Origin of the sequence: Nonomuraea antri (genome assembly GCF_013283785.1) — a bacterium.
Taxonomy (GTDB): domain Bacteria; phylum Actinomycetota; class Actinomycetes; order Streptosporangiales; family Streptosporangiaceae; genus Nonomuraea; species Nonomuraea antri.
The window spans coordinates 1-1,656 of sequence record NZ_JABCPZ010000515.1 but is presented as its reverse complement, the minus strand read 5'-3'; the positions used below and the strand labels follow the sequence as shown (position 1 = coordinate 1,656).

General features: G+C 73.9%; 1 protein-coding gene. It reads left to right on the top strand.

What is annotated here, in order from left to right:
• A partial coding sequence (locus HII36_RS55045) for a serine/threonine-protein kinase (protein ID WP_173531360.1) occupies nucleotides 1–1,537 on the top strand: 1,537 nt, incomplete at its 5' end.
• Between the last annotated feature and the right edge of the window lie 119 nt (nucleotides 1,538–1,656).

Sequence of the window (1,656 nt, the reverse complement as noted above, 5' to 3'; positions counted from 1 at the left end):
GCCCTGGCACCAGCCCCCGCCCCAGCCGCAGCCTCCGCCCGCGCGTCAGCCGCAGCAGCCGTTCGTGCTCGCCGGGCGTTACCGGCTGGTCGAGCGGCTCGGCGAGGGCGGCGCGGGCACCGTGTGGCGGGCGCTCGACGAGACGCTGAACCGCGAGGTCGCGGTCAAGCAGGTACGCGTGCCGTCCGGGCTCGGCCCGCGAGAGCGCGCCGAGTTCGCCGACCGGGCCATCCACGAGGCCAGGTCCGCCGGACGGCTGCGCGACCCGGCGATCGTGCTGGTCCACGACGTGGTGCTCGACGGCGACCAGCCGTGGATCATCATGGACCTGGTCACCGGGCGCTCGCTCGACCAGCTCATCAGGGAGCACGGGCCGCTGGCGCCCGCGTTCGTCGCCCGCGTCGGGCTGAGCGTGCTGTCGGCGCTGCAGGTCGCGCACGCGCACGGCATCCTGCACCAGGACGTCAAGCCGGCCAACATCCTCATCGACGGCGACGGCTCGGCCATGCTCACCGACTTCGGCATCGCCGCGCCGGTGGGCGGGCAGGGCGACAGGTTCGGCAGCGCCGGCTCACCCGGCTACATGGCCCCGGAACGGCTCAACGAGCAGGCCACCGGGCCCGCGTCCGACCTGTGGTCGCTGGGCGCGAGCCTGTACGCGGCGGTCGAGGGGCGGCCGCCGTTCGAGCGCGCGATGCCCGCCGCCATGGCGGCCGCGGTGCTGCTGCACGAGCCGCCGTTCCCGGCCAGGGCCGGACGCGACCTGGGCAACCTGATCATGGCCATGCTGGCCAAGGTCCCGGCCACGCGTCCCACGGCCGACCAGGTGCGGGCCGCGCTGACCGGCGCGGCCCCGGTCGTCGCGACGCCGCCGGGCGCCCGCCGCCGCTGGTGGCTGGTGCCCGTCGTGCTGGCCGCCGCCGTCCTGCTGGGGGCCGGCGGCTGGTACGGCCTCACCCTGCTGAACTCCCCGAAGGACGTGGGCAGGTTCGCCGCCGCGCCCGGCCCGTGCGCCCTGCTCACCGACGCCCAGGCCGCCGCGGCGCTGGGCGGCGCCGTCGAACGCGACCAGCCCAAGCCCGGGGAATGCCGGTGGCTGGTCCGCGACGGGTCGAGAGCGGCGAAGTGGATCATCGTGCGCGCCTGGGCCGAGCAGTCCACCACCGAACTCAGCGGCCCTCAGGTGGCCGAACGGCGCTACGCCGGCGAACGCGCCACCCGCGCCTCGGCCGAGGGCGTGCAGGGCCGCACCGGCCACGGCGCGGTCCAGGACGTGCCCGGCGTGGGGGAGTCCGGCTTCACCCAGAACACCGTCCAGCTGTACATGAACTCCCACACCTCCGCCAAAGTGGACAGTAAGGTGTACTTCCGGACGAGCAACGCGCTGGTGGAGGTGATCTGGCACCGCGAGGACGTGCCGGTCGAGCGAACGGCGACCGGGCTTCCGGAGGTGGTCGAAGTGGCGGACCGCGAGACGGTGATGGAGATCGGCCGGCTGGTCTCGGCCGCTCTGCCACGCCAGGTTCCGCCGGAATGACGTGGTGTGGAATGACCTACTTCGAGCGATGTGCACGAGAGCGGGCTACCATTTCCCCCGCAATTCAGGGCAACCCCAGGAGTCCCCGTGAATCCCGGTAGCGAGTACGAGCCTCCCAC